Raw genomic sequence first — 1,770 nt, forward strand, 5'->3', positions numbered from 1 at the left:
GCCGCCCGCCGATCTCCACCATCGGCTTGGGACGGACGCCGGTCTCCTCAGCAAGCCTCGTGCCGAGGCCACCGGCGAGAATGATCGCTTTCATATATTCCTCTGAGCTCAGGCGCCGTCAGCCTCTCGGCGGGCGCGAAACGCTGGGCGACTAACATCCGGGTGCACAGGGCACAACCCGCCGTGGACTGCTGGCCCGCTCCCTGGCGCTTTGCTGTTGCCTCGGCGCGGGATTGGCAGCATCGCGGGCAGCATGATCTCGCCCGGCCTGCCACCGACACGCGCATGACCGCCGATCGCGGGGCGAAAATCGTCCGCCATGCCCGGCGCCTGCTCAGCGATCCCGTATCGGGCGGGGTGCTTCGTGCAAGCGCCGTATCGATGTCGGTGCGGACGGCGGGGCTCGCCATTGCCTTCCTCTCGCACATGCTGATCTCGCGGACGCTGGGCGCATCGGCTTACGGGCAATATTCGATTGCGCTCGGATGGGCGCTGATCCTCGTCATCCCGGCCCGCCTCGGCGTCGACAACACCGTCCTGCGCTACGCCAGCATCTACCTCGAAGAAGAGAATTTCGCCGCGCTTCGGGCGCTCATCCGCTTCGCTCTGGTGATGATGGTGCTGAGCTCGTCGGTGGTGGCGATCGTCCTGATCGGGCAGGCGCAGCTCGGCTCCGGGCTGTTTTCGATGTTCTCGTCGGGCGCCGTGCTCTGGATCGGAGCACTGATCTTCACCCTTGCCGCCCTTGGCCTCTATTCGGCGCTGATCCGGAGCGCGAAACGCGTGCTCGCCTCGCAGCTCTACGAGCAGGTGCTGAGGCCCGCTTCGCTTATCGCGCTGATCGGCGGCGCCGCGCTCCTCGGCATCCGGCTGTCGGCCGAACGGGCTCTGATCCTGACCGTCATCGCTGCTGCGGTCGCGCTCACCGGGATCGTCATCCACTTCCACAGGATCGCGCCCTCTTTGCGTGCCCACCGGCACGATCTGACCGACCGGGCGGACTGGATCGCGGTCGGCTGGCCGCTTCTGCTCATGAACGTCGTCCAGGAGGTGCTGAACCAGATCGACGTCATCATGCTCGGTCATCTGGCGGATACAGCCGCCTCCGGCCTCTATGCCGCCGCCTGGCGCCTTGCCAGCCTGGTCCCTTTCGCGCTCATCTCGCTCTCGTTCATCAGCGCTCCGATGATCGCCACCGCGTATCGCAGGCGCGATTTCGACGAGCTTTCCAGGATCGCGAAGGTCAATGCCCGGCTCGCATTCCTGTTCTCGCTTGCGATGGCGGCGTTCCTCGCGGCAATCGGCGGTTTCGCGCTCCGAGCCTTTGGTGATGGCTTCGATGCGGCCTATCCCGCGCTTCTGATCCTGCTCGGCGGGGGGCTGATATCCGCCTTCACGGGCTCCGTCGGCTATCTGATGACCATGACCGGCCGGCAGAACTCCGCTTTGCTCAGCGCCTGCGCCGCGCTTGCTGCCAATCTCGTCCTCAACGTCACCCTGATCTCGCGGCTCGGAATCATCGGTTCGGCGGTTGCCGCAACTTCAAGCGTGTTCGTCTACAACCTGCTGATGTGGATCCACGTCCGAAGGACGATGGGGATCGACGCCTCGGTCGTCGCGAGGCCGCCTGTTCCAGTGGCGGATCAGCGCGCGCCGTAGCCGCTGACGATGGTCCGGAAGGTGCGGGCGACGATCAGCACGTCGAGCCAGAACGAGAAGTTCTTGATGTAGTAGAAATCGTAGTGGAGCTTCCACAGCACGTCGTCGACG

The 1,770-nt window shown here is 65.3% G+C and carries 2 protein-coding genes; one reads left to right on the forward strand and one right to left on the reverse strand.

The genetic code is table 11. The features are described from left to right. Positions 1-94 (reverse strand): sugar phosphate nucleotidyltransferase (locus tag VF662_RS09345; RefSeq protein ID WP_464140201.1); only part of this gene is annotated, 94 nt, incomplete at its 3' end. Positions 95-183: 89 nt separating this feature from the next. On the opposite strand from VF662_RS09345, the gene VF662_RS09350 reads away from it, so the two are divergent. Then, positions 184-1,659 (forward strand): oligosaccharide flippase family protein, encoded by a 1,476-nt coding sequence (locus tag VF662_RS09350; protein WP_464140199.1) that lies wholly within the window; start codon positions 184-186, stop codon positions 1,657-1,659. The last annotated feature ends 111 nt before the right edge of the window (positions 1,660-1,770 follow it).

Source organism: Allosphingosinicella sp., assembly GCF_036387215.1.
Classification (GTDB): domain Bacteria; phylum Pseudomonadota; class Alphaproteobacteria; order Sphingomonadales; family Sphingomonadaceae; genus Allosphingosinicella.